The following is a 24051-nucleotide window of genomic DNA, read 5'->3' on the forward strand; positions in this document are numbered from 1 at the left end:
ATGGTCAACAGGGAATAAGGCTTTTGTTTGGGTCTGGACGAGTATATACGGTTTTGGGCGCAGGTTACAGTTTGCACTTTGCCTTCTTCTAGCTCGCGCTTTTTAGAAGAGCTGCCTCATCCTCCGGATGTTTGAAATTGCGGGCGATATATAGAAACGGTGTGCCCACCGCAGTTAATACAAATTTGGCAATGTACGTAGTGAACAAAATTTCCAACCATTCAGTCAGACTGTACAGGCCCGCAAAGGCGATTGTACAAAAAATCAGCGTATCCACAAAAGAACTGACCATCGTACTCCCGTTGTTACGAATCCAAAGCTGATTCCGATCCGGATAAAACTTACGGATCCAGGCATAGAGCTGCACATCCAGGAACTGGCTGATGAAATAAGCCGTCAGACTTCCGAGCGCCAGCCTTGGCATCAAGCCGAACAGCTTCTGCATCGCGTCCTGAGCGAAATCCCCTTTCTGCGGTTCAAAGACCAGCACCATCTGCATAATAACAGTGGTCATAATGAGTGTGAAGAAGCCGAACCAGACGGCCTTCCGGGCTTCCTCCCGGCCAAACTTCTCATTGAGCAAGTCACTGGTCATATACAGACTGACGTACATCGTGTTCCCAAGGGTCATCACGATACCGAACATATCGATCGTCTTCGCAACTTGAATATTAGCGACAACTGTGGCCACACCAATCCAGGCGTAAAGCCCTTTTCTGCCAAAGAACTTGTAACAAATCAAAAAGAACGTGAAGTTCACAAGAACGAACAACACACCCCAGCTAAAATTGAACATCTGTCTCTTCCTTCCTAGTTTTGGTTACGCGGGATGGTTACGAACCGCGGCTGGTCTGCAAGTCAACCTCCGACTTCCGACACAGCAAATCCTACTCTAGCATAACCTTGCCCGGTTATGCCACACTTTATTTTCCAGAGACTTTAGGCATCCCATCGCTTGACTGCTTCCGCAGCCCGGCAATCTCATATATCCGCTCTAAGTTGAGATGCTCCCTTGCAGCCGCAGCCAACCGGTCGAAAGCCCGTTCCTTCCGCTCCGCCGCGTAGAAGGTGAAGTCAACAGGTTCCAACCCCTTCTTCACCCGGATCGCATTTAGCCAAGCCCGCCGCCAAATGTCATTCTCAAACACACCGTGCAAATAGGTTCCCATCACGGTGCCGTCCTCGCTTATCGCTCCCTCAAGCCAACGCTTGTCCGAAGGGGAGCTGGCATCCGACAGCTCGAACAGCGGTCTTGGGCTGCATTCTTCACACCACCGGGTGTCTCCCATATGAATTTCATAACCCTCCACCCACATAGCGGACTCATCGGTACACAAGCTGTGCAGCTGATCAGGCAGGACATAACCGCTTACTCGTGTTGTCCTCTTCTCCGCTTGGAATACCGTATCCACCGGCAGCCAGCCAAGCCCCTCAGTCTGTCCCGCCACGGCGGAATCATAAGCTTCAGGATCGGTAATGGATCTACCGAGCATTTGGTATCCTCCGCAGATTCCCACCAGCCTTGTCCCCGGTTTTTGCATCGCAAGGGCAATAGCCTTGTCCAAGCCTTGATCCCTGAGAAACCCGAGGTCTGCAATCGTGTTCTTGCTGCCGGGCAGAATAATCACATCAGGTATTCCCAATTCCTCGGCACGGGATACATAACGAAGACTTACATCTTCTTCAGCTCCCAGCGGATCAAAATCCGTAAAGTTCGAAATCCTCGGATAACGGATCACCGCAATGTCAATATGCCTGCCTGCCGCCGCAGCCGGGTAGCTGTCCAGCACCACCGAGTCCTCCGCCTCGATCTCAAGATCAGGCAGGAAGGGGAGCACGCCGAGAACCGGAATCCCTGTCCGCTCTTTCAGCCAGTCCAACCCCGGCTTCAGAAGCGCAAGGTCTCCCCTGAACTTGTTAATGATAAAGCCCTGAACCCGGGCGCGTTCAGACGGGGTAAGCAGCTCCAAGGTGCCCACAAGAAACGCAAATACCCCGCCGCGGTCGATATCGGCAACCAGCAGGACCGGGGCATCAGCCCAACCCGCCAGGTTCATATTGACGATGTCCCTATCCTTCAGATTAATCTCTGCCGGACTCCCGGCCCCCTCCATAACCACGATGTCAAAGCGGGAACGCAATCTTTCAAGCGCATCCAGAACAACCGGCTTCGCTGTGGGCAGGAATTCGCTGCGGTAGGCCGCTGCGCTCATGTGGGAGAGGGGCCTACCGTGAACAACCACTTGGGAATGCATGTCCCCCGTCGGTTTAATCAGAATCGGATTCATGTCCGTAACCGCAGGAATCCCGCAGGCCTCAGCCTGCACCCCCTGGGCTCTTCCGATCTCTAGTCCATCTGGAGTGACATAAGAATTCAGCGCCATATTCTGTGACTTAAAGGGAGCTACACGAAAGCCATCCTGCTTAAAAATCCGGCAGAGCGCAGTGGTTATCACACTCTTGCCTACATCGGAAGCCGTTCCTTGCAGCATGAGAACGGCCCCCTCCGGTTGCACCTCGTTGCTATTCATGTTGAAGCCCTCCACTCTACCTGAATTTTTAATGGGTCACCCCGGTTACGATTAACAAGAGCATCACTTCAAGCCCCTCATTCAGGGCTCCATAGACATCCCCGGTGAGCCCGCCAAGCTTGCGGCTGATTCGGGAAGAGACGTACGTCCCTACACTCCATGCCGCAAGAGGCAGAACAATCCACAGGATACCGAGCTTGATCCAGCCTGAGCCTGAGCTTGAACCTAAATGTGAACCTAAAACTGAACCTATATCTGAACCAGCCCCGTAACCGAAGAATACACACAGCCCGAGACCTGCACCCGACAAGACCAATGCCCAGAGGCCCGCCAGCAGGGCGGATTTGTAACGCATGCCGCCAAATCTTCCCGCAAGCCCCTCAGGCCCTCTGGCCTGGGGCCAAGCCGCCATGGCATAAACCATAAACCAGCGGCTCCACAAAGGCGCAGTAAGCAGCGCCGCCGGGAGGGCAGCCTGCTCAAGCAGCGAAGCGATGAGCGCGGTCTTGAGCAGCAACAGCAGCACACAGGCAATCACCCCCATCGCTCCAACCCGGCTGTCTTTCATAATCTCAAGCATCTTGTCCCTTGACCGGTAGCTGAGCAGCCCGTCTGCCGTATCCATCCAGCCGTCCAGATGCAGTCCTCCGGTAAGGTAAACCCAGACAATCAGCACGATGACAGCAGATACAAGCCCGGGAAGCACCTGTGCCAGCAGACATGAGATCAAGCTCAGGACAACACCGATCGCCGCGCCTACCATGGGGTAATACCTGGTACTGCGTTTAAGCAGTTCCGGGGTGAAATCAAGCTCTGCTCTTACCGGGAACCGTGACAAAAATTGAAAAGCGGCCAGGAATGCATGACCCCGGCCCCTCATATCAGGTACTCCCTGCTCTTCAATTCCACCGGGATTCCCACCGTGACCAGGAACACCTGGTCTGAAATTTCCGCCGCCTTGCGGTTCAGCCGCCCCGCCAGATCTCTGTATGCGCGACCAAGCGGGTATTCGGGAACAATCCCGCTGCCCACCTCATTGGTGACCATAGCCAGATTACCCGGATAACGTTTTGCAGCCAGTATCAGGCGTTCAATCTCATCCTCAACCCCGTCCGCATAGTCCGGAGTGTCCCATTTGGCCAACAATACATTGGACAGCCACAGGGTTAGACAATCCACCAGAACAGCTGGCACCCCATCCGGTGTCTGACTCAGCTCTTCCAACAGTTCAGGGAGTTTCAGCGGCTCCTCCACAGTTGTCCAATCATAACCGCCTTCCAGACGCTGCTGCCTGTGAAGACCGACCCGCTCACGCATTTCCTCGTCGAAAATTTGTGCGGTAGCCACGTATACGGCGGATTGCGCCTGTTTCATCACCCATTTCTCGGCAAAAGCGCTCTTCCCGCTGCGGGCTCCGCCTGTAATGAGCGCAATCATGACGGCAAATCCTCTTCCGCACCCGAAATGCCAGCACTTTCAAAGGTCGCCATTTCAGCCGGAATCCGGCATGCGGCATCGATCAAATGAAGAGCAAGCACCCCGCCGGTTCCTTCACCCAAACGCATCCCCAGATCCAGCATGGGCACAAGTCCAAGCTCACGGAGCAGAAGGGCATGTCCTTGCTCTCCAGAAACATGAGACGCGATCATATAATCCAGGGACTCCGGCGCTAACCTTGCAGCGATCAACGCCGCCGCAGTAGAGATAAATCCATCAATGACCACAGGAACACGGCTTGCTGCACATTTCAGAATGACTCCGGCAAGTCCGGCGATTTCAAGTCCACCCACCTTCGCAAGCACATCCAGCGGATCGGAAGGGTCCGGTTTATTTAACTCGATTGCCCTCTGTACAATAACCCCTTTATGCCTTAAGCGCTCGTCATTCAGTCCGGTGCCCCGGCCTACGCTCTCAAGCGGAGTTATTCCCGTCAGGGCGCTCATTACCGCAGAGCTTGCTGTTGTATTGCCGATCCCCATTTCTCCGGTAACAAACAGGTTGACGCCCCGGCTCATAGCCTCAGCCACCAGATCAGCCCCGACAAGGATCGCCTTCTCCGCTTCCTCCCGGCTCATGGCAGGGCCGGCTACCATGTTGTCCGTTCCGTATTTAATTTTGCGCTTCACGAGTCCAGGGTGTCCGATATTCCCGTTCACCCCAATATCCACGCACACTACTTCCGCTTGGGCCTGCCTTGCCAGTACATTCACCGCTGCCCCGCCTTCAAGAAAATTTAAAACCATCTGCTGTGTCACCTCAGCCGGAAAAGCGCTGACACCTTCCTCACAGACACCATGATCCGCAGCCATAACCACAACCGCCCGGTTAGTATAAGAAGGTAGGGCGGTACCGCTAATCCCGGCAAGGCGGGCAGCCAGCTCCTCCAGCTTGCCGAGACTTCCCGGCGGTTTGGTCAGGCTGTCTAATCTTCTCTGTGCAGCTTGTACTGCAGAACTATCTGGAGGCGAGATAGGCCCGATTCGATCAAGAATGGTATGACTCATACGTACTGCTCCTTTCAGTCCTTCATTCCTAATTAATATAATATAACGGGCTGGACACCCATTCCATTATTACCCAAATGGGAAAATATTCTATATAAAATGAACTTATGAAGGTACCCTTTAGGGGCGCTGCGATGCCGAGTGTTCTTAGAGGTTTGCTCCATCCTCAGCGGCTGGCTGCTCCCCCCGTCTAAGCATGACCTGCGGTACGCCGGTATCCGGATGGGCAGTCACCGCAGACTGCACTTGGAAGACCTCGTGGATCGTCTCCGGTGTCAGCAGTTGCTCAGGGGTTCCGACGGCCGCCGCCGCCCCATCCTGCAGAACAAGCAGCCGGTCACAGTACAGGGAGGCCAGATTCAGATCGTGCATGACGGCGATGACCGTCACCTCTTCCTCCTGGCGCCACTGGGCCACAAGCTCCATGAATTGAAGCTGATAACGAATATCCAGATAAGTCGTAGGCTCATCCAGCAGCAGCACACGCGGCTGCTGAGCCATGACCTTGCCCAAGGCCACCCGCTGCCGCTGTCCACCGCTAAGCTCATTAACAGGACGATCTGCCAAAGAGTCAAGATCCAGCCGATGCATAATTCTCTTTATGACAGCTTCGGTATCCTTGCTTTGATCCCGGCCAAGCCAATCCAGAAACGGGAATCTTCCCATCTCAATAATGTCCTTGACCGGATACGCGATACTAGGAATGCCATCCTGCTGAAGCACCGCAAGCTTGCGGGCAAGCTCCTTGCGTCCGTAGGCCTCCACCTTCCGGCCATCCACAACGATTTCACCCTCATCAATTCCTTCAACCCCCGAAATCGTATGCAGCAGCGTCGTTTTGCCGCTGCCGTTAGGCCCAATGACACCAAGAAACTCTCCTTGAGACACGCTGAAATTGATCTGTTTCAGCACCTTCCTGCTTCCCCGGCGCTTCGTTAACCCTCTGACCTCAATCATGCTCATAACGTACCACCTTCCTGAAGATGAGCCCGGCGCTTCTTATTGCGATACAGCAGCAGGGCAAAGAAAGGGGCACCGACAAATGCGGTAACGATGCCCAAAGGAATCTCGATCTGTCCCAGGATCGTACGGGCGATGAGATCGCTCCACATCAGGAATACACCGCCGCATATTGCCGATAAAGGAACGATCAGCCGGTAATCCGGTCCGGTGATCAAGCGGATCATATGAGGCACAACCAGGCCCACGAACCCGATTACACCAGCCACAGACACCGAAGCCGCCGTAAGCAGGGTAGCCACGGCCAGCATAACCAGCTTCGTGCGCTCCACATCAAGGCCTGAATGTGCGGCCTGACGTTCCCCAAGCGCGAACAGATTCAGCCTGCGGGCCCCGCTCCATATGATCAGGAGTCCAATCACCAAATACGGCAAAAGGATGGCCGTATACGACCATCCACGGAGACTCAGGCTTCCCATTGTCCAATATAAAATTTCATTGACCGTCTTCTTCGACATCGCGGTTAGAAAGGCCACCACCGCACCAAGAAATGACTGCATCACCACGCCTGAGAGGATCAGACTTTCAGTTGGAATCTTGCCCTTTTCCCTGGCCAGAACCAGCACCACCCACAAGGTGAGGATGCCTGTCATGAAAGCAACGGCAGGCAGTGTGAAAATTCCAATCAACGAGAACTGCCAACCGAAGAAGATCAGCACAGCCGCCCCGACGGAAGCCCCCGAAGATACTCCCAAGGTAAACGGGTCCGCAAGAGGATTGCGAAGCACTCCTTGAAAGGCTGCCCCCGCCAGAGAGAGCGACGATCCCACGATCAACCCAAGCAGTACGCGGGGTAGACGCACATTGAGTACAATCTGCTCCGATGCCGTCGTCCAGTCCGGGGTAATGAAGCTGCCGACATAAGGAATCCGGTGCAGCAGAATACGTGCAATTTCCATCAGCGGCAGGGAAACCGAGCCGGTGCCCACACAAATCAGCAGGGTGAGGACCAGCAAAATCAGACTGGCCCCGGTATATCCCGCTAATCTTTTACTCATTTTATCAGATCCGGATAAATCGCTTTGGCTACTTCAAGCAGACCTTGGGTTACACGAGGCCCCGGACGGCTCAGCAGGTTGTCATCCATACCGACAATGCGGCTGTCTTTAACTGCCTTGATTTGATCCCATCCGCTGCGGCCTTTAATAATATCAGCCAATGTCTTCTTGTTCTCGTCCACAACGCTCTTAGCATAGAGAATCACATCCGGATTAGCCTTGATAATGTTCTCTTCATTGATCTGCTGCCAGCCTGTCAGATCACCAGCCACGTTGACGCCGCCCGACAAGGTGATCATCTCATCCATAAACTCGCCTTTACCCACGGTATATCCTGGTGAGAATTCGATATACACTTTCTTTTTCTGTTCTGGGGTTAGACTTTTCACGGCGTCGGTCACCTGCTGAAGCTCCTTGTGCATCTGGTCGGTTACCTTTTTGGCTTCAGCCTGGTGATCCGTAATTTGACCGTAGGTTTCAATGTCTCCTATTACAGCATCAATGGTTTTCGGATTAAACTGGAACACCTTGATTTTAAGATCACGCAGCTTCTTAATAGTCTCGGCATTGGTCAGACCAGCCACAAACACCACATCCGGCTGAGCCGCCACGATGGTCTCCACATTGACATCCATTCCGCCCATCTTAGGCTTCGATTTAGCCGCTTCCGGATAATCATCGAAATCCGTCACACCCACAATTTCCTTGTCCAGACCGATCGAGAACAGTGCTTCAGTCTCGGACGGGGCAAGGGATACGATTTTGGCCGGTGCCTTGTCAAAAGTTACCTCTTCTCCAGTCGCATCCTTCAGCTTCAGTGGATAAACCGTCTTCAGCGCGTCCTGCTGCTCAGGAGCTTTTGTCTCCTGCTTAGCCGGCTCCTGTGTCTGCGTTCCTGCCGTGTCCTTATTGCCGCAGCCTGCTGTTACCGCGAGCGCCAGTGCAAGCAGCCATACGGCCCCTAACTTGTTCCATTTCTTCATTGTTTGTCTCTCTCCCCTTCTTAACCTGAAATTAGAAACCACCTTATTACACCCGAATAGCGAACCTAATCAGCGATGAGTCTAACCGACCCCAGCAAAAGAAAGACCTGATCCATAAGATCAGGTCTACGTCTACGAAAGATTACCCCGCAGCTTCTCCCTCACACAAAATCCATGTGAACAGCTATACCGCAGCAATATGTATTCGACAGAACGTTGTCCCTTCCTCGGAGGACCGCTTGTGAATCTGTAAGGCAGGTCTCCTGACTTTCGGGTTGAATGACGATGGCCCGCCTTCCCATACTTTTACAGTACAGTGGCTAATGATTGGGCTCGTCCCCGGTTACAGTGGCGGGACCGTGCCGGATTTGCACCGGCTTCCCTTTTAACCCCGAATTGGCAAAATGGATACAGCCTATACGGGGACCTTACAGAGCTTGGTTATTCGCTTTCATAAAGGTGAATCTACTCCTCTGGATTATAGGGGAAAACATCCTGTCGTACAACCTGTAATTGTTCATCCAGGCCCTTATCAGCAGCTTTATGCGACAATTTTTAGAAAATTCCGATAAAAATACCCTGGAAGTCACTCTGAATTAACAGAGACCACGTTCCCGAGTTAGCTTTAAGTCTCCAGCTGCGTCCGGAGCCTGACAACATGCCCGGTCCCCAGATTTCCATCCCAAAATCCGGTTCCCGGCATCAGCAGCGTGCGCATCAGGCGGATTACACCGCCATGGGTCACAACTAATACTCTAGCTTTTGATACAGGCCTATCCTGACTGGGCTTATTTCCTGGTTAGCTTTAAGTCTCCAGCTGCGTCCGGAGCCTGACAACATCCCCGGTCCCCAGATTTCCATCCCAAAATCCGGTTCCCGGCATCAGCAGTGTGCGCATCAGGCGGATTACACCGCCGTGGGTCACAACTAATACTCTAGCTTTTGGTACAGACTCATCCTGGCTGGGCTTATTTCCTGAATACGTATCTGAGGACTGCACACTTCCCCGGCGTGTTGAGTTCGCCATCGTTATACCCGGCTCGGTTCCTCTAGTTGTATCAGGGTCAAGTTCATTACCAGTCCCGGTACCAGTACCAATATCAATATCAGCACCAGCACCAGCAGCAGCAGCAGTTACAGTGTCAGTAACAGTTATAGTGTCAGTAACAGTTATAGTGTCTGTGTCCGCGTCCGTGTCTGTTACAATTTTAGTTTCAGTGTCAGGGCCAGTTCCGGCAGCTCTATGAGCTGCCTCCCGCAGGTCTGCCGCACAAACCAGTTCTTCCGTTAGTGCAGCAATGTCCCGACATGCCGAGGATACCCTGGCATAGAACTGGTTCCATGATTCACCGCCAGGAGGCGTGTGCCGATCCGGTGCATCCAGCCAGCTTCGATACAGCGGTAGATCCTTCAACTGCTCATAAGTCTTGCCTTCCCACAGTCCAAAGTCCATCTCCCGCAGCCGCGGATCGTACCTGACAATCGGAATTAAATCAGGACGCACCCGAATTAGGGTCTCCTGGCAGCGTACAAGATCACTGCAGAAGACGGCTTCATACGCCTCATCGGCCAGCTCTTTGGCCGTCTGCCCCAGCTCCGCTTCACTCCCTGGGAGCAGCTCTAAATCCGTAGAACCCAGATAACGCCGTTCTGCGTTCCAACGCGTGCGGCCATGACGCACCAGTACCCATTCCACCAACGACGTCACATCCAGCCTCCTTCCACCAAGGCAAGCACAATAGCAGCGGCAAGCACACTGGCGTTTGACACCCACATCAGCATGGCAGCCGTCTTCGGAATATCATCCGGGACGAGCTCTCGGGTCTTATCTCCCATGTAGGCACGGAATGAGCTTACTCCGTGATAAACATTCTCCCCGCCCAGCCGCACGCCAAGCGAGCCGGCCACCGCCGACTCGGGATAACCGCTGTTCGGACTGGGATGTGCTGAGGCATCCCGTCGTACTGTGCGGTACGCCCGCCCAGCATCCAGCTTCATTGCCCATGCCGATACAATCAGCAGCAGGGCTGTGAGCCTGGCGGGAATATAATTGGCCACATCATCCAGCCGGGCCGAAGCCCACCCAAGATGAATATATTTGTCGTTCTTGTAACCGACCATGGAATCGAGTGTATTCACGGCCCGGTAGGCCATTGCCAGCGGAGCACCGCCGATAGCGGCATAGAAGAGTGGGGATACAACGCCATCTACGATGTTTTCGGCGACGGTCTCCACAGCTCCCCGTACAATGTCGGGGGAGTCCAGATGTGCGGTATCCCGGCCGACAATCATGCCGAGCGACTGGCGGGCTGCCGGAAGATCGCCCTCCTTAAGGCAGTGGTACACCTCCATGCCCGCGTCCTTCAGGCCTTTCGCGGCGACCGTTGTCGCGATCAGCCATACTTCCGCGGCAGCGGCCAGCCACGGACTGATCTTGGCCAACAGCCAGATCAGTCCCCAGGTCAGCGCGAAGGCGCCTCCCGCAACGAGCAGCGGCAGCAGCACGCCAGCCGCCTTGAAGCGGCGCGGCTGCACATGGCGGCGGATGGCCGCCTCGATCCGCGTAATAGCCCGTCCCATCCCTACAACGGGATGGGGAATGGACCGCGGATCGCCAACCAGCCGGTCGACCACATAGGCGGCCGGCAGTACCCACCAGGCGCTCACCGCCCGACTCCCGCGGCGGCAAGCGCCTCCTGCACCGCACCGTAGACGAGGCGGCCGATCCGGCCGCCGATGTTCGTTGCGGTGCCTGCGTACGGGTGCAGCAGCCCGTACGCGGGGGACTGGCTGACGCCGAGTATAACGGCGTCAGTGGTGGTGCCCGTTGCCGGAAGGCCGTTCTCGGCATCGGCAACGCCCAGGTCGGCGAGGGCGGCAGCCTTCGCCTCCGTGGCAGTGATGATCGCGTTCACCATCGCGGCCGGTGTCATCCGGCCGTCCACCGCGATCATCAGGTTGATCGTTCCCGGGACATAGTCCGCCGGGAACGTGGTGCGCGGCGAACCCGCACGGGCACCGTTGGACACGCCCGCCGTGGCGCACACAAACACGGAGGCCTCGTCGTGCTTCTCCTCAGCCACCGCCGCATGCTGGAGCCGGACGGCCGTCAACAGTCCGGCCGTCCCCTCCAGCGGGTAACCCCACGTCTGGAGCAGCGCTCTGATATCGCGCTCCGGATCGTCGCAGCGGTAGAACCGGTCAACATAAATGTTGACCATGCGCTGCAAGCGGACCATCCCTCCTCCGTAAACGGCGCTGGCCAGCGCATCCGCCTCCTTAGGCAGATGCAGGGCGAGATGCCGCTCCCCTCGGGACAATCTTAGTCCGGGGTATGCGGTGGATTCATATACAGCGCCGGATGAATCTGTATGTATAAATGGCGTACTCATTGTTCCCCTCCATGTTTGCTTACTGTAACATTTCCGAAGCAAATTTTTTTACAGATTGCATTCTGTTTCTGTGAATCCTCAAATTGTCCTGCCTGCAGAGCTTCTCCATTCGCTGAATGGGATAAATCTGTTTCTTCACGCCATTTCCATGGAAATGACGGAGATTAAGTGTACGTACGATTCACCCATTCAGGACGCTGCTCATCTTCGCTTAAGTTCAAGCTTGTCGCACTGTCAGGCTTCGCCTTGAAGCACCCCGCCAAGATGATGCAGCAGCTGCTCATTATCCTGCCGGCTCTTGACCGCAACCCGGATATCTCCTGCTTCAAGTCCCGGATACATCGCACAGCTGCGGACCAGGATTCCCCGCTGTCCCAGCGCATCCTGCATCCGTCCGGCTGTCCAACCAAAGGGCAGACGGACAAGAAGAAAGTTAGCCTCTCCCGGCCAGGTTCGGCAGCCCAGCTTATTCAACTCCCCGAGCAAGTATTGACGCTCCTTGGCAATGAGGGACATCGTAGCCTCTTCATACTCTTTTCCACTGGTTATCGCCAGTTCTCCTGCAGTGAGTGCGAGCTGATTGACACTCCAGGTCACCTGCTTGCCGCTGATCTTACGGATCAGTTCGGGATGGGCGACCCCATATCCGAGCCTGAGCCCGGGGATGGCATAAAATTTGGTCATCGACCGGATTAGAATAAGCCTCGGATACTTCCCGATTTCCGGAAGCAGCGTCGCCCTTGCTTCAGGCTCTATGAAATCGATAAAAGCCTCATCCACCACCAGATAAGTCCCTTCCCGTTCTGCCACATCAGCGAACCTGCGGAGCAGCTGGATACAGTATTGAACCCCGTTCGGATTATTGGGCTGCCCCAGGAAGACCAGATCCGATCTGCGGATCAGCTGCTCCATTTCGAGCGGATCAGCGTGAAACTGATGGTCCGCACTCCCTGTCACCGATTCAATACTGGCCCCGAACTGTGCGGCAAGAGCCGCATATTCCGAGAAGCAGGGCACCACAATGCCCACCGTCTTGGGCTGAATGGCAAGAAGAAGCAGCGCCATTGTCTCGGCCGCGCCATTGCCAATAGACAGCCAATCCTCATCCAGGTTGAGCCGGTCTGCCAGTTTAGTCTTGAATCCACGATGACCCGGATCGGGATATCGCACTATCGAGCCAAGCTCAGCCATGAGACCCTCTATTAACCCGGGCGGTGGGCCAAGCGGGTTAATGTTGCTGCTGAAATCCGTGAACTCGTCCGGTTTTCTGCCATATTTTACAGCAGCGGTCTCCAGATCGCCCCCGTGTCCGTATACCTCAAGCATGCTCCAACCTCCAACTTTTCCAAATTTGCAAGTTGTATCTGATCCGCTATATAAAATGAACTTTAGGATGTACCGATTTCAGCGGAGAGGACAAGTGATTCTGAAGAAGCGGAGTGTCCGCCTTTGTCTTTCGAAATGCCTCTACTTGGATATCTAGTTCAAGCATTTCGGAGACCGCAGCGGTCGTAAGAATCATCAGCCTCGCAGCGCCCCTAAAGGGTAACCTTTATAAGTTCATTTTATATAGTGTGAATTGATCCCATTATGCCGCGAGCCTTCTTCCCCCGTCAATAAGTGCCAAAATCCTTTGGTTTCCCACATAATTGCGTTACAATAAGAAAGTAAGTAACAAGAAATATTTATTAGATTAGATATGGAGGACAAGAGAGCGATGCTGTTCATTGATAATCAAGGCATTACCGATGCCGCAATCAACCTCGCTATTGAGGAGTACGCCCTCAGGCACCTGCCTGCGGACGAGACTTACCTGCTGTTCTATATTAATGCGCCATCCGTAATTATTGGCAAACACCAGAACACGATTGAGGAGATCAACGCGGAGTATATCCGGGACAACGGGGTAAAAGTGGTTCGCCGGCTCTCAGGCGGAGGGGCGGTTTATCACGACCTCGGCAACCTTAATTTCAGCTTTATTACGAAGGACGACGGTCAGTCCTTCCATAATTTCCGCAAATTTACCCAGCCAGTGGTCGAGGCCCTTCACCAGCTTGGTGTTAAGGCCGAACTGACCGGCCGCAACGACCTTCAAGTCGGCGAGCAGAAAATTTCCGGCAACGCACAGTTCTCAACCCGGGGCCGGATGTTCAGTCACGGCACCCTGATGTTCGATCTGAACCTGGATCACGTTCAGGCCTCCCTGCACGCGAACCCGGAGAAATTCAAGTCCAAGAGCACCAAGTCGGTTCGCAGCCGGGTTGCCAATATATCTGACTTCCTGGACAAGAAAATTACGATTGAGGAATTCCGCTCCGAGCTTCTTCGACATATCTTTGGTATGGAAGTGGATCAGGTTCCCCGGTATGAGCTTACTGAAGAGGATTGGAAGAAGATCCATGAAATTTCCAAAGAGCGTTACCAGAACTGGGACTGGAACTACGGACTATCCCCTGAAAGCAACGTGAAGCACGCCAAGAAATTCCCGGCGGGTATTATCGATCTGCGCATGGACATTAAGGACGGGAAGATTGAGGAAATTAAAATTTACGGCGATTTCTTCGGTGTGGGTGATGTGGCGGATATCGAGAACAAGCTGCGGGGTCTGCGGTACGAAGAGAACGAAGTTCGCGAGGCTTTGGCTAATGTGGACATCAAACATTATTTCGGCAATGTTGAGCTAGGAGACTTCGTCGGTCTGGTCTTCCTGGAAGAATAGGCGGCACAGGTTATGTTAAAACGTTCACAGTGGGCTGATTTAAGCCTCCTGCTGGTCGCGTTCATGTGGGGCTGTACCTTCCTGATTGTCCAATCGGCAGTTGGGGCTCTTCCGCCGCTCGCTTTCAATGCGGTCCGGTTCATCGGGGCTGCTGTTCTGCTGGTCTTGATCACACTCGTATTTTACCGGAAGCAGTGGCGACAGACCTCTTGGAAAATGCTGCTTCACGGCTCTATTCTAGGCATATTTCTGTTTGGCGGCTATGCCTTCCAGACGATCGGCCTGCTGTATACCACCACCTCCAATGCCGGATTTATCACCGGATTGTCCGTAGTGATCGTTCCATTCCTGGCGGCGCTGCTGCTGAAACAAAGATTGTCGAGAATAAGTCTGATCAGCGCGCTTCTGGCGGCAGCCGGCCTGTACCTGCTAACCTTCTCGGGAGGCGGATTCACGCTTAACCGCGGGGACAGTCTCGTTCTGCTCTGTGCTTTTGCCTTCGCGCTTCACATCAGTTTTACAGGGATCTATGCCCCGCGCTACCCTGCACTGCCGCTGGCTGCTGTACAAATGGCGGTGACCGGTCTGCTCAGCCTGGTCTTCTCCCTCTTCACCGAGAATCTGGGGCCGCTCAGCCAGCTGAGCGATACGATCATGCAGCCTGAAGTGCTAATTGCGCTGCTGGTGTCCATTGGGCCGACAAGCGCATTTGCTTTTTGGATTCAGACGGTAAGCCAGCAGCACACCACCCCGTCAAGGGTAGCAGTCATCTTCGCAACTGAGCCGGTATTCGCTGCTCTGACCGGTGTTCTGTTCGCCGGTGAGCACTTAGGCTGGTCCGCGGTGCTGGGCTGTGTTTGTATTTTGACGGGAATGGTTGCTTCTGAGTTACAGCCTGGGACGCCATCTCCCCAGCCCGATACCCCAGATACATGCATCACAGACAATAAAGAGATCAGCGCATAATCTTAACAGGACAACAAGCGCTGTTATAAGGAGAGAAAATCATATGCCTAACTACAAACTGATTGCTATTGATATCGACGATACGCTGATTAATGACGACAAGGAAGTAACCCCAGGAACCCAGAAAGCACTGGAAGACGCTGTAACGGCAGGTGTAGTGGTCACCTTGGCCACCGGACGGGCTTACGCTTCAGCCCACAAAATTGCCCGTCAGACTGGGCTTAATGTGCCTATTATCACGTATCAAGGCGCACTCGTGAAGAATCTGATGGATGAGAAAGTCCTGTATGAGCGCTACATGCCCGTGGATGCGGCACGTAAGCTTTTTCAATATTGTATCCAGCACAATCTTCATCTGCAGACTTACATCGATGATAAGCTGTACGCCCGTGAGCTGAATCAGAAACTGATTGATTATACCGAACTCAACAAAACCGAGTATCACATTGAACCTGACTTCGAGAAGCTGGTTTCCCAGCCTACTCCGAAAATGCTGATTATCGACGATCCAGATTATCTGGACGAGCTGATCCCTATATTCCGTGAGCTGCTGGGGGATGGTGTTCATATTACGAAATCCAAGCCATATTTCCTCGAATTCATGCACAAAGAGGGCACCAAGGGAGCCGCTTTGACTTTCCTCGCTGAACATTTTGGATGTGACATGTCAGAGACTATCGCAATCGGGGACTCCTGGAATGACCATGAAATGCTGGAAGCCGCCGGTCTCGGCGTGGCTATGGGGAACGCCATAGCACCGCTGAAGGAGCTTGCAGATTACGTAACAGCCACCAATAACGAAGATGGGGTTAAAGAAGTGATTGAGAAGTTCGTGCTTGCGAACCAGCAATAATATCGTGCTTAATTGCAAAATGGCTGGCCTATTTCTCCAATAGGACAGCCATTTCTGTATGAGCGAGCCGGACATGCTTGGGAAGCCCGTAATCCCGCTCTATATCAATATCATGCGACATATGGGTAAATACCGTCTGTTTAGGCTTTAGGTCCGAAAGAAGCTCAAGTGCTTCTGTCATATCATAAACCGAACGGGTATGAAACGGAGCTTCTTCTTTATAAAAACTTGTTCCAAGAACCAGAAGATCCAGCCCCCGCATCAGGATCTTATCCTCTGGCGGAAGTGCGATCGCATCCGAACAGTAACACCAGCTAAACCCATTCTTCTCCAGTCTGTAAGCATAGGAGTAGCCGTTCTTCCCGTGGAACACCTTCCAGCCTTGGATACGCCATCCGGCAAGTGTAAGTCCATCATCAATTTCATGGAAATCAACATGTCCTCCAAGCCAAGGATACTGTCTCAAAATAAGCTCCATCACTTCACGGGGCGCATACAGCTGCCCTCTGTATTCCAGCCATCTACAGGCATCCGTCCACTCCGGCAGACCGCCAATATGATCAAAGTGAGCGTGCGTGATGACAATATGCCGGACAAAACGCAGCTTCCGCTGCTCCATTTGAGTCCGCCAATCCGGACCGCAGTCTATCAGAAAAGACTCTTCACCGGCATCCACTAAGACTGAGGAACGATAACGTCTGTTCGCACCCGCTGCCCTTGCCTCCTTACAGACCGCACACTCACAGTACACCCGGGGTACACCCATAGCGTCGCCGGTTCCCCAAAATTTAAGCTGATCTCCCACAATCCCCGCTCCTCTCATCTATCATCTATCATCTTTCATCTATATCCGTTGACATCATCCGCTTATTTCACTGCTCGCACCCGCTTATTAAATCACTGTTTCTAATTATAGTCCACATAGGAAAACACAACAAGAAAGCTTCCTAAGCACGGCATGACATCATGTCCAAGAATATTCCAATACGTTCAACATAGGTCCCTTCCGATTCTGTAAGCGATATGTAACTGGACTTTCAAATGTACTGATAGAGAAGTATATGAGTACAAGGCCTTGAGGTGTTGTGAAGTGTTGTGAGCATTGTGAGCGTTGTGAGCGTTGTGAGTGTTATGAGTGTTGTAAGGTGTTGTATTGTCTGCCCTCTAAGCTTAACAAGAGAGGGGTAAGGCTGGCTCAGCACCTGAATCGCCTGCTTGCATGCACAAAAAAGCACCCCGAATATGATCGGGGTGCCCCTCTTTTATTGCCGATACTGATCTACAACAGTTCAAGCATCGTTTTGATTTTGGAGTTAAGCTGGAGCGTGTTCAGGATCAGCTGTAATGCATCAGCTCTCGCAGCAGTTCCGTGCGGATTCAGCTTCCCATCCCCGCTGCCTTTAATAATTCCCGCTTCAGCGGCCATTTGAATCGGGTCCGTGTTCGCTCCATCTGCGCTATGTGCCGCTCCTTGCAGGTTTACAATCCTTGACAAGATCACAACCATTTCTTCACGGGTGATTGCGTTATTCGGCTTGAAGGTTCCATCACCACTACCATTAATGATACCGGCCTGTGTAAAATCTATGATAGCATCTTCCGCCCAATGTCCCTTCACATCCTTCAGTGCAACCTGCTTCGTCCCTCCTACATCGAATATACGGGAGAGGATGGCAACGAACTCGCCCCGGGACATGTTTTGGTTCGGTCTGATTGTCTTGTCCTCATAGCCTTTAATAATGTTCAGCTTCGTGAAGATATCGATCGTTTGCTCTGCCCAGTGATTTTTAATGTCGACAGGCTTAAATGCAGACCCTTCATTTTTCAGAGCCGCATTGACTTTGGATTCCAGTGCCTCTGTGACCTCAAAGCCGGGTTTGAATACATCTTTATTGAAAATCTCCTCACCCGGTACCGGAACAGGGGTCGGTGTTGGTGTCGGCACTGGTATTGGTGTCGGCGTTGGTACCGGAGCTGGTGCCGGCGTTGGTGTTGGCGCCGGAGCCGGTGTTGGTGACGGTGTAGGGTCCGGCGTTGGCGTCGGTCCCGGAACTGGTGTTGGCGTTGGCGAAGCCCCTTCGCCTACAACATGGATATACGGTTTGGAAGTTGTACTGGCACCAAACAATGTATCGCCGCTGTATTCAGCAGTCAATGGGTGATCTCCCACAGTGAGGTCGCTGGTTGAATAATCAACAAAAGTATATCCATTTGAAATCCCAAACGGCTTCACAGAAAGCTCGGCCAGCTTTGTTGTTCCATCCTTAATAATAACCGTTCCGTGCATATCGCCAGAGGTGCTCGGGTTGGATGCAATCTTAATTTTTATCCCAACCGTCTGACCAGGTTTAGAAGGATTGGGAGAACTCGATATCGTAGTTTCTGTAGGTCTTAGTTGAGGTGTGTTATCAACCACCTTGGCATTAACTTGCTGCACTACCGCTGCGGATGTGCTGCCATCGTATTTCAGATCCCCGCCATAAACGGCTGTAATCGTGTGATCCCCGGCACTGAGGCTGCTTGTAGAGTAGCTAGCGATACCGGAAGCATCCACCGGCGTTTCATTCAGCAGTTTGTCTCCCTCTTTGAATTGCACATTCCCTGACGGAATTCCGTCCACTTCTGTTCCTGTTACAGTGGCGGTAAACGTAACCTGTTGGTTCTCTGTTGACGGATTTGCGGAGCTGGTCAAAGTAATACTGGTGTTTAACAGCTCATGCGGGTTGTACTTCATCAGCGATACTTTACCCATCGCCTCATAATCCATAAAGGCAACAAAAGGGGTACCGTTGCTATCAATTGCAATTGAAGTATGTTCAGCAGTATTTAGCGAAAATCCAGGTTTTCCCACGGTTTCCCAAGCTGAGCCGTTGTACTTCATAACGGTAGCCTTATAATTATTAGCAAAGTCCGTATAAGCCGCATAAGGCGTGTCGCCATTAAACGCAAAGGATAGCGAGGCTGTCTCTCCCGTGGAGAAACCGGGCTCGCCTACACTCTCCCATTCTGTCCCGTTGAACTTTATAAGAGTTGCCTTACCATAGCCTTGCGGGTTGGCATAGGCTCCGTCTGAGTACATAACATAAGGTATACCGTCTTTAATACGTATATGAATGGCTCCCTTATTTCCTGTACCAGCCATACCTGCAGTAAAACCTTCCGCTCCGAGGGGTTTCCATATATTATTATCTTCATCATATTTCATAACCGTTAATTTGCCATCATGAGCAAGATCAGAGTATGCCACATAGGGTATGCCATGATCAACAGCAATCGCAGGGGGGACGGTTATTGAACCCGCGGAGAAGCCACCATTGCCTACTTCAACCCAGTTGTTTCCTTCAAGCTTCATTACAGTAGCTTTGTTTTCTCTGGAGTTCGAAAAATCGCCTAGTAAAATATAGGGAGTGCCCTTATCAACAGCCATCTGCGCGTAACTACCTTCAAACGCAGGTCCGAGACTCTCCCACGTGGTACCGTTGAACTTTTTCACTATCTTCTTGTAAAAATTGTATTGATCTATATACATGATATATGGCGTCCCGTTATCCAGGACCATCTTGACAATGGTAGACCGGTTACTTGAAATCGAATCGTTGCCAAGTTCCTCCCATTCTCCATTAACAAGCTTCGCTACCGTAACCAGGCCCGTATCATTATTATCAAAAGCAACATACGGTATACCGCCTATAGTATTGCTCGGGTCACTGCTTGATACATCACTGTCAGTATCTAACGTATCGTCTGTAGTTGCTGTATCAATAGCCAGCGTGATGAAGTCTCCCTTGTTAGCTGTGCTGGCACCGACTTTCTCCCACCCTGTACCCACTAAAGCAGCATTTACATGCAGTGGGTTCGCCACCGTGAATAATAGTACTATCAAAGAAAGAACAACAATTGAAACCGACTTCATTACACTTCTCATATAATCCTCCCACTTATGTCTATCTTGCTGTGTTCATGATGCTCCAGACTGCTGCTGACAGTAACCTTCCTAAGTAAATGATTATACCCTCATGTTGAAATTGCCCCTTTTGTAGGTAAGATGCCTTATACCATTTTTATATCGGAATTCTAGTAATATATTGTTAGCTAATAAAACCTCTTCATATAAAAAGAAAAAGTGAATTGATCCACGTGATAACCCTGTAGTTATCCTACTGAAAATACAAAAAACCGAAGACTTAATCTTCGGTTATAGTTGTAATATTCTTTTAGCAAAGCATGAATCATGCCGCATTTTCACCTAGGACTTATTAATCCTAAATAATCACCGTCAGTGGATCCAGTTTAAAGCGGTTCTCGGCCACCCAGCTCGTATGCTGATTATACAAATATGCCCGGTGAACCAGCACCCGGACCTCTTGTCCGGTATGCAGCGTCTCCTTCTCCAAAGAGCGGTACGTAATAAGCCGATGCCCGCCTACCTCCACCTCGACCAGCCACTGGCTGCCGCGGAAGTGCAAATGCTTCACAACACCGCTGTCTGTAGCGGACAGCACCTGGAATTCATGCTCGGTGCCTACTTCAATATATTCGGGACGAATAAGCGCCTTCGTATCCCCGTCCTTGGCCGCTTCATCAAAGCCCTTCAGCTCGGCAGCGTTCTCCACCAGGGTAGATTCGCCAATAAACTTCGCCACGAACGGAGTCGAAGGCTCCTTATAGATGTCCCACGGCGTACCCTTCTGTTCCAGCTTGCCTTGGCTGATAATCATGATCTCGTCCGCAACCTCAATGGCCTCATCCTGGTCATGCGTAACAAAGATCGAGGTAATTCCCACACGCTCAATGAGCTCCCGCAGCCACGCGCGCAGCTCCTGGCGGATCTTGGCGTCAATGGCCGCAAACGGTTCATCCAGCAGCAGCAACTGAGGCTCAGGGGCAAGCGCCCGGGCAAAAGCCACACGCTGCCTCTGCCCACCAGAGAGCTGGTGCGGATAGCGCTGCTCAAAGCCCTTCAGCCCGGTTAGCTCCACCAATTCCATCACTCTATTGCGGATTGCTTCCTTACCTGCCTTCTTAACCTTCAAGCCGAAGGCAATATTATCAAATACCGTCATATGCTTAAATAAGGCATAGTTCTGGAATACAAAACCGATGCCGCGTTCCTGGGGAGTCAACCGGTTGACCTGTTTGCCATGGAATAGAATCTCACCCGAATCGGGATTCTCAAGCCCCGCAAGCATCCGGAGAATTGAGGTTTTACCGCCCCCACTGGGGCCCAGCAGACCGATTAACTGGCCCTTCTCAATATTAAAGCTTACATCCTTAACCGCATGAAAAGACCCGAAGTGTTTATCCAAATGCTTGACTTCCACATGCATGAGTGGCTCACATCCCTTCCTTACTTGGCATTGGCTTTAGATTATATCTATCTAGAGATTTAATTGATCGCTAAATTCTCATCAAATTACTTGGTTTTACGCTTAGCCTTAACTTTACCAAACATCCGCTTACATCGTCAATCGTTTCATTTCAATGTCTGCACAAATATTTATTTATCCTCTTAGAAGAGTTTTAGTTTTTTTGCAAAAAAATATGAAAACATGTTTAAACCTAGCAAGTTTTTGTTAATGATAGAAGAGAAAGTTACTAATGACTCTTGCATATTTTATTTTTAACGACATATTGCCGACTATGACACTCATACAGTAAAATTAGACTAGAACTTATTACCCATACTACCTGCAAGGAATGATGAATATGGAACTATTAACAAGCAATTGTCCTAAATGCGGGTCTGTATATCGAAAAAATGTCAGGAACTTGTGCCCTTCCTGCACAGCAAAGCTGGATGCCGAACTCTCGCTTTGTCTGGACCTGCTCTGGAAATACCCGTCTTGTTCCACCGAGGAATTAATTCAACATTCGAACATAAATAAATCCGTCATTATTCAGTTCATTAAGGAAGGAAAGCTTCCTAAGAGCTATCGTAATCTTACTTATCCGTGCGAATGCTGCGGTGCTTCCATTCGTTACAACCGCTTATGCAGCAGTTGCTCCGTCACCTTCAAGGAAGCAGCCGTGCAGCTAAGCCCGAAATTTGTTCTGACACCCGGTACAGGCTTTATGATGAACCGGATATAATTAAATCTTAAAGCTTGCGAGAAGCCTTACGGCTTCTTTTTTCATACCATCCCTACGAAAGGCGGTATTAACTATGCTTAAAACATTGGAATTAAGTACAGTCCGGCGTGATGAAATGAGGGATATTACCCGGGAGGTCAGTGCCGTGGTGAGTGAAAGCGCCGTACGACAAGGAATTGCCATCATTTATTGTCCCCACACTACAGCAGGAATCGCCATTAATGAGAATGCCGACCCGGATGTGAAGCATGATGTGTTAATGAGGATGGATGAGGTATACCCTTGGGAGCATCCTAAATACCGGCATGCTGAAGGCAATACGGCCTCGCACTTAAAGTCCATTACCGCAGGCCCTTCCCAGACGGTGATTATTCACGAGGGGAGGCTGCTTCTTGGAAGATGGCAGGGGATTTACTTTTGTGAGTTCGACGGGCCAAGGCACCGTCAGTTCTATGTAAAGATCTGCGAAGGGTAAATTCTTCCGAGTATGAAACATAAATTGCCCCCAAGACGGCTCTTAAGCATGGAGCTTCTGGGGGTGCTTTTTATATGGTATTTTTCTTAATACTGACTTCCTTCTTAAAATTCTTGCTCACCAAAGCGCTCGATAATGGCTTTTTCAACAAGGTCTTCAACTTCCCCACCGTGACTATAGCTTGCATAGTGATTACGAAGCAAATCAACCCGATCTATATTTTTACATAACGAAGCAGCTTCTACTTGCTTGCTAAGAATACTGTATGTAGCAATAGCCTTGAGTTCGTTGTCACTGAAATAGGTTCGAAACGCCGCTTCATATCCTCTGATCTCCATAGTATCTGCGTGTTTGGTCATGAGCTCCAGGGTAGTGGAAACCAAATTAATATAAGGTATGAACCAATAAGCGGCGCCGAGAAGAAATTCATCATATTCTTCATCCGGCTCCGTCTCTTCTTCTTCGTGTGTAAAATACATATAAGCAGCATCAATCACGACATTTAACGCAGATTCGTGTGATCCGGATTGCTGGATCTTCTCGATCCGACTCATGAACTGGGAAAATTGCCGATCAAATCCAGCCTCGTTGCTGGATTGAATGGTGAAATAGATCGTAGCAATGGACACCAGCAGGACAAAAGCAGTGAAAAGCACATTTAAAGCCCCAAATGTATCCCCAAAAGTTCCACTGCTACCCCAGTCGCCAAAAAAACTATAGGCCAGAATACCATATATGACAATGAGAAATAAGAAGATTAAACCTAGAACCAGAAAGGTTTTACCAATGAGTTTCTTCTTATCCAAGTACGTAATTTTCATTAGCTATCTACCTCTTTTTGAGTTTAAACACAAAACTATGATGATTCACAGCTAGAATGAGTCAATTAGGTAAAGTGGGAAAGCAAAAATAAATACGTCAATGTGACGCTGCATTAAATACTATGACTTAGCATTTTGACATGGGCAATGGCAGCTGGCTGTACATCTTCAAAAGCAAGATGATCCTGAATGTAGAATGAGATAAATCCATGGAGCCCCAAGAACATACTCAAAGGGACAGACGTATGCCGGGCGAGCGGATGATCCTCCTCTGTCATATACTTCATTACAATGGAAGAGAAGCGTTCAAAGCATTTGGACTGCTCGGCGCGGCAGTAAGATAGGATCTCCTCGTCCCGCAGCATAAACATAATTTCATACTGATGCGGATGCTCAAGCCCAAACTTAATGAATTCCAACATAAGCTGTTCTACTTTGGTTAGCCCCTCAATCCCGGGACTGCTCATAACCTGGCGGAACAACAAATCCACGTGATTAAAGTCCTGAACAACAATCGCATAAAATAATTCGGCTTTCTCCTTGAAATGGTAATACAGCGAACCATGGCTGTACCCCAGATGCTGTCCGATGCTGCGCATCGAAATAGCGCGGTATCCCTTCGTAATGAACAGATGCCTGGCGGCATCCATAATCCTCTCCCTCGACAACTCCTGTTCCACAGCTCTTCTTGCCATTCGC

The 24051-nt window shown here is 51.3% G+C and carries 21 protein-coding genes and 1 riboswitch; of the genes, 4 read left to right on the plus strand and 17 right to left on the minus strand.

The window, feature by feature from the left end; all coding sequences use genetic code 11:
• Positions 1-88: 88 nt before the first annotated feature.
• The 12 genes from KJS63_RS14140 to cobD form a co-directional block, all read right to left on the minus strand.
• Complete coding sequence (locus KJS63_RS14140) at positions 89-796, minus strand: queuosine precursor transporter (RefSeq protein ID WP_213619716.1); 708 nt, start codon at positions 794-796, stop codon at positions 89-91.
• A 127-nt stretch (positions 797-923) separates the two neighbouring features.
• Positions 924-2531 (minus strand): cobyric acid synthase, encoded by a 1608-nt coding sequence (locus tag KJS63_RS14145; RefSeq protein WP_244862605.1) that lies wholly within the window; start codon positions 2529-2531, stop codon positions 924-926.
• Positions 2532-2559: 28 nt separating this feature from the next.
• The gene (cobS, locus tag KJS63_RS14150) at positions 2560-3411 is read right to left on the minus strand and encodes an adenosylcobinamide-GDP ribazoletransferase (RefSeq protein ID WP_213619717.1); all 852 of its coding nucleotides are present in this window, start codon (positions 3409-3411) and stop codon (positions 2560-2562) included.
• Entirely contained in the window at positions 3408-3968 is a 561-nt protein-coding gene (cobU, locus tag KJS63_RS14155) for a bifunctional adenosylcobinamide kinase/adenosylcobinamide-phosphate guanylyltransferase (RefSeq protein ID WP_213619718.1), read from the minus strand. The genes cobS and cobU overlap by 4 nt, the downstream gene beginning before the upstream one ends.
• A complete protein-coding gene (gene cobT, locus KJS63_RS14160; RefSeq protein ID WP_213619719.1) occupies positions 3965-5035 on the minus strand; it encodes a nicotinate-nucleotide--dimethylbenzimidazole phosphoribosyltransferase in 1071 nt (356 codons plus the stop codon). The genes cobU and cobT overlap by 4 nt, the downstream gene beginning before the upstream one ends.
• Before the next feature lie 147 nt (positions 5036-5182).
• Positions 5183-5992, minus strand: coding sequence for an ABC transporter ATP-binding protein (locus tag KJS63_RS14165; protein WP_213620063.1), 810 nt, complete (start codon positions 5990-5992; stop codon positions 5183-5185).
• A 2-nt stretch (positions 5993-5994) separates the two neighbouring features.
• Positions 5995-7053 (minus strand): FecCD family ABC transporter permease, encoded by a 1059-nt coding sequence (locus KJS63_RS14170; RefSeq protein WP_213619720.1) that lies wholly within the window; start codon positions 7051-7053, stop codon positions 5995-5997.
• Complete coding sequence (locus KJS63_RS14175) at positions 7050-8036, minus strand: ABC transporter substrate-binding protein (protein WP_213619721.1); 987 nt, start codon at positions 8034-8036, stop codon at positions 7050-7052. The genes KJS63_RS14170 and KJS63_RS14175 overlap by 4 nt, the downstream gene beginning before the upstream one ends.
• A 236-nt stretch (positions 8037-8272) precedes the next feature.
• Positions 8273-8482, minus strand: a riboswitch (cobalamin riboswitch).
• A gap of 359 nt (positions 8483-8841) precedes the next feature.
• Positions 8842-9744, minus strand: a complete 903-nt coding sequence (locus KJS63_RS14180; RefSeq protein ID WP_213619722.1) for a histidine phosphatase family protein — start codon at positions 9742-9744, stop codon at positions 8842-8844.
• Positions 9741-10703 carry an adenosylcobinamide-phosphate synthase CbiB gene (gene cbiB / locus KJS63_RS14185; RefSeq protein WP_213619723.1) on the minus strand — a complete coding sequence of 321 codons (963 nt, stop codon included), beginning with the start codon at positions 10701-10703 and terminating at the stop codon, positions 9741-9743. The genes KJS63_RS14180 and cbiB overlap by 4 nt, the downstream gene beginning before the upstream one ends.
• The gene (locus KJS63_RS14190; protein WP_280520821.1) at positions 10700-11356 is read right to left on the minus strand and encodes an adenosylcobinamide amidohydrolase; all 657 of its coding nucleotides are present in this window, start codon (positions 11354-11356) and stop codon (positions 10700-10702) included. The genes cbiB and KJS63_RS14190 overlap by 4 nt, the downstream gene beginning before the upstream one ends.
• Positions 11357-11662: 306 nt before the next feature.
• Positions 11663-12754 carry a threonine-phosphate decarboxylase CobD gene (gene cobD / locus KJS63_RS14195; protein ID WP_213619725.1) on the minus strand — a complete coding sequence of 364 codons (1092 nt, stop codon included), beginning with the start codon at positions 12752-12754 and terminating at the stop codon, positions 11663-11665.
• A 391-nt stretch (positions 12755-13145) separates the two neighbouring features.
• On the opposite strand from cobD, the gene lplA reads away from it, so the two are divergent.
• From lplA to KJS63_RS14210, 3 genes are read left to right on the plus strand one after another with little or no spacing between them, the layout of a single operon-like run.
• A complete protein-coding gene (gene lplA, locus KJS63_RS14200; protein WP_213619726.1) occupies positions 13146-14147 on the plus strand; it encodes a lipoate--protein ligase in 1002 nt (333 codons plus the stop codon).
• Between the two features lie 12 nt (positions 14148-14159).
• Positions 14160-15113, plus strand: coding sequence for a DMT family transporter (locus KJS63_RS14205; protein ID WP_213619727.1), 954 nt, complete (start codon positions 14160-14162; stop codon positions 15111-15113).
• A 43-nt stretch (positions 15114-15156) separates the two neighbouring features.
• Positions 15157-15966 carry a Cof-type HAD-IIB family hydrolase gene (locus KJS63_RS14210; protein WP_213619728.1) on the plus strand — a complete coding sequence of 270 codons (810 nt, stop codon included), beginning with the start codon at positions 15157-15159 and terminating at the stop codon, positions 15964-15966.
• Between the two features lie 28 nt (positions 15967-15994).
• On the opposite strand, the gene KJS63_RS14215 is transcribed toward KJS63_RS14210, so the two are convergent.
• The 3 genes from KJS63_RS14215 to KJS63_RS14225 form a co-directional block, all read right to left on the minus strand.
• Positions 15995-16789, minus strand: a complete 795-nt coding sequence (locus KJS63_RS14215) for an MBL fold metallo-hydrolase (protein WP_244862606.1) — start codon at positions 16787-16789, stop codon at positions 15995-15997.
• Between the two features lie 456 nt (positions 16790-17245).
• Positions 17246-19891: an S-layer homology domain-containing protein gene (locus KJS63_RS14220; RefSeq protein ID WP_213619729.1), complete on the minus strand. Its 2646-nt coding sequence runs from the start codon at positions 19889-19891 to the stop codon at positions 17246-17248.
• Between the two features lie 337 nt (positions 19892-20228).
• Positions 20229-21293, minus strand: coding sequence for a sulfate/molybdate ABC transporter ATP-binding protein (locus KJS63_RS14225; RefSeq protein ID WP_068615466.1), 1065 nt, complete (start codon positions 21291-21293; stop codon positions 20229-20231).
• 836 nt (positions 21294-22129) lie between these two features.
• Between KJS63_RS14225 and KJS63_RS14230 the strand changes: the two genes are divergently transcribed.
• Positions 22130-22531: a secondary thiamine-phosphate synthase enzyme YjbQ gene (locus KJS63_RS14230; protein WP_068615462.1), complete on the plus strand. Its 402-nt coding sequence runs from the start codon at positions 22130-22132 to the stop codon at positions 22529-22531.
• A gap of 104 nt (positions 22532-22635) precedes the next feature.
• Here the strand turns inward: KJS63_RS14230 and KJS63_RS14235 are convergent, their stop codons facing one another.
• The gene (locus KJS63_RS14235; RefSeq protein WP_213619730.1) at positions 22636-23352 is read right to left on the minus strand and encodes a hypothetical protein; all 717 of its coding nucleotides are present in this window, start codon (positions 23350-23352) and stop codon (positions 22636-22638) included.
• A gap of 113 nt (positions 23353-23465) precedes the next feature.
• Entirely contained in the window at positions 23466-24047 is a 582-nt protein-coding gene (locus KJS63_RS14240) for a TetR/AcrR family transcriptional regulator (RefSeq protein WP_213619731.1), read from the minus strand.
• Positions 24048-24051 lie beyond the last annotated feature (4 nt).

The organism is Paenibacillus sp. J22TS3 (assembly GCF_018403205.1).
Lineage (GTDB): Bacteria > Bacillota > Bacilli > Paenibacillales > Paenibacillaceae > Fontibacillus > Fontibacillus tuaregi.

Bases quoted from the DNA above. Each gene is read 5' to 3' on its own strand.
- KJS63_RS14140 (WP_213619716.1), bottom strand. From the start codon at position 796: ATGTTCAATTTTAGCTGGGGTGTGTTGTTCGTTCTTGTGAACTTCACG.
- KJS63_RS14145 (WP_244862605.1), bottom strand. From the start codon at position 2,531: ATGAATAGCAACGAGGTGCAACCGGAGGGGGCCGTTCTCATGCTGCAA.
- cobS (WP_213619717.1), bottom strand. From the start codon at position 3,411: ATGAGGGGCCGGGGTCATGCATTCCTGGCCGCTTTTCAATTTTTGTCA.
- cobU (WP_213619718.1), bottom strand. From the start codon at position 3,968: ATGATTGCGCTCATTACAGGCGGAGCCCGCAGCGGGAAGAGCGCTTTT.
- cobT (WP_213619719.1), bottom strand. From the start codon at position 5,035: ATGAGTCATACCATTCTTGATCGAATCGGGCCTATCTCGCCTCCAGAT.
- KJS63_RS14165 (WP_213620063.1), bottom strand. From the start codon at position 5,992: ATGATTGAGGTCAGAGGGTTAACGAAGCGCCGGGGAAGCAGGAAGGTG.
- KJS63_RS14170 (WP_213619720.1), bottom strand. From the start codon at position 7,053: ATGAGTAAAAGATTAGCGGGATATACCGGGGCCAGTCTGATTTTGCTG.
- KJS63_RS14175 (WP_213619721.1), bottom strand. From the start codon at position 8,036: ATGAAGAAATGGAACAAGTTAGGGGCCGTATGGCTGCTTGCACTGGCG.
- cobD (WP_213619725.1), bottom strand. From the start codon at position 12,754: ATGCTTGAGGTATACGGACACGGGGGCGATCTGGAGACCGCTGCTGTA.
- lplA (WP_213619726.1), top strand. From the start codon at position 13,146: ATGCTGTTCATTGATAATCAAGGCATTACCGATGCCGCAATCAACCTC.
- KJS63_RS14205 (WP_213619727.1), top strand. From the start codon at position 14,160: ATGTTAAAACGTTCACAGTGGGCTGATTTAAGCCTCCTGCTGGTCGCG.
- KJS63_RS14210 (WP_213619728.1), top strand. From the start codon at position 15,157: ATGCCTAACTACAAACTGATTGCTATTGATATCGACGATACGCTGATT.
- KJS63_RS14215 (WP_244862606.1), bottom strand. From the start codon at position 16,789: ATGAGAGGAGCGGGGATTGTGGGAGATCAGCTTAAATTTTGGGGAACC.
- KJS63_RS14220 (WP_213619729.1), bottom strand. From the start codon at position 19,891: ATGAGAAGTGTAATGAAGTCGGTTTCAATTGTTGTTCTTTCTTTGATA.
- KJS63_RS14225 (WP_068615466.1), bottom strand. From the start codon at position 21,293: ATGCATGTGGAAGTCAAGCATTTGGATAAACACTTCGGGTCTTTTCAT.
- KJS63_RS14230 (WP_068615462.1), top strand. From the start codon at position 22,130: ATGCTTAAAACATTGGAATTAAGTACAGTCCGGCGTGATGAAATGAGG.
- KJS63_RS14235 (WP_213619730.1), bottom strand. From the start codon at position 23,352: ATGAAAATTACGTACTTGGATAAGAAGAAACTCATTGGTAAAACCTTT.
- KJS63_RS14240 (WP_213619731.1), bottom strand. From the start codon at position 24,047: ATGGCAAGAAGAGCTGTGGAACAGGAGTTGTCGAGGGAGAGGATTATG.